Source organism: Streptomyces sp. NPDC044571, from assembly GCF_040647115.1.
Classification (GTDB): Bacteria; Actinomycetota; Actinomycetes; order Streptomycetales; family Streptomycetaceae; genus Streptomyces.
The window spans coordinates 1-1804 of record NZ_JBEZBN010000121.1 but is presented as its reverse complement, the minus strand read 5'-3'; the positions used below and the strand labels follow the sequence as shown (position 1 = coordinate 1804).

The 1804-nt window shown below is 71.1% G+C and carries 1 protein-coding gene and 1 pseudogene; one reads left to right on the top strand and one right to left on the bottom strand.

The genetic code is table 11. The features are described from left to right. Positions 1–643, top strand: a 643-nt coding sequence (locus AB0B01_RS30655) for a helix-turn-helix transcriptional regulator (RefSeq protein ID WP_361726202.1), incomplete at its 5' end; no start/stop codon positions are given. A gap of 30 nt (positions 644–673) precedes the next feature. Here the strand turns inward: AB0B01_RS30655 and AB0B01_RS30650 are convergent. Beyond that, positions 674–1804, bottom strand: a pseudogene (locus AB0B01_RS30650) (erythromycin esterase family protein); the annotation flags it as partial.

The following is a 1804-nucleotide window of genomic DNA, read 5'->3' as shown; positions in this document are numbered from 1 at the left end:
CAGTGACTGGCTGATCACCACCGGTGAACGCGGCAACCCCGCGACCCGACTGGACCGTCGCCACCTCCGGGCCGAATCGGCTCTGTTCGGACAGCTCATCGCCCACAACGGTCTGGCCGCGTACCTCGGCCGGCTGCATCCGATGCTCCAGTGGAAAGCACCCGTACTTGAGATTCCCGCATACCGGCCCTGGCAGGGGAGCACCGATGTGTACCTTGCGGGCCGGGATCTGGTCCTGGCACCCTCGGTGTTCTGCGGCTCCGTGCCCCAGCTCTTCGCCCGGCACCACGGGCGGCAAGTCCTGGTGATCTACCCCGTGTTACGCGGCTTGGCCGCCGCGAGCGCCATCTGGGCGGCCCCCGCAGGCACCCCGCACAGCAGCGCCGCCGTGCCCCAGCCCCTGATCGCCCTCCTCGGCCGTACCAGAGCCACCATCCTGAGCGCGATCGCCGACCACGCCCTGTGCACCACCACCCAGCTCGCCGCGCATACGAAGACGTCCCTCGCCAGCGCGAGCGAGCACGCAACCGTCCTCCGCCGTGCCGGTCTCACCGCTCTCACACGCGACCACAAGCACGTCCGGCACAGCATCAGCCCGGCAGGTCTGGCCCTCCTCAACACCACTGCAGCCGACCCCCCGTGACTTCGGCTCGCACTCTGCTGACTGCGGCGCTCAGCGCTGCGGGACGTCCTTGACGAACACGATGCCGTCGCTGTCCGCCAGGTGGGCCGGGTCGAACGAGGAGTAGCCGAACCACGGGGATACCCGGGGCGCGGGCGGCGTGTCGCCGAGGGCGGTGGCAAGCCGCGAGGCGTGGACGATGCAGCGGTCCTCCGGGAGCGCGTACAGGAGTCCTTCGAGGGTGTCCGGCGGCGGCGTGTCCACTCCCCTGTGCCGGATCGTGCCGAGGGCCGTGGCCACGAAGGCGTACTCCTCGCCGAGTCGGGCGCTCACCAGCGCACCGGCGCTCCACCACTCCACCCGCCCCTCCCACATCCGCATCGAGCTCTTCTCCCGCTGGAGATGGGAGTTGTGGGCGTGGACGAGTGCCGGGCCCCGGGCGGCGACGGCAAGGAGGTTGTGGGCCATCATCGAGTCCCGCAGCGCGCACAGGCGCGTCATGCGGGTCGGTGAGGTGTCGGCCATCCAGTGGTGGTAGCGCAGCAGGCCGGTGGCGGTGCGCCCATACAGGCACGCCCGGTCCCAGTCGTCCCGCGAGGTCGCCGTGATCAGGTGTGGCGTCTGTTCGTCGAGCAGCGCCGCCAGATCGTCGGCGAGCAGCCGCAGTTGACCGGCCTCGGCCGACCGCCCCACGGACCGGGTCGGGTCCGTCATCGCGGCGGGATCGGTCCACCGGTCGTCGGTGCCGAGCAGGCGGTCGAGTGTTTCCGCGGTGCAGGGGAGCAGGTCCGCGTCCACCCGGGCCGCGAGGTAGCCGTGGAGAGCGATGAGCGCCTGCCGGGGGCTCGCGGCGCCGGTGATCTCCAGCGGGCCGTCGAAACCGACGAACCGGAGCCGCTCCGACGCGGGCCGGCCGTCGTTGTGGGCGCGCATCCAGCGCACGAGCTCGCGGTTGGCCGCCGAGGTGCCCCAACCGTGGCTGAATCCGTGCTCCACCACCTCGTCGAGGACGCCCGTACCCGTAGTGACGTAGTCGTCCACGACCAGGCCCCTCATGCAGTCGCTTTCGATCGCGATCGTCCGGTAGCCCTCCTGCTCGACGAGTTGCCGGAAGAGCTCGTTGCGCAGGTCGAGAAAGCGTCCTCGCCGTGGGTGGGCTCACCCAGGGCGAGCAGCCGGGGC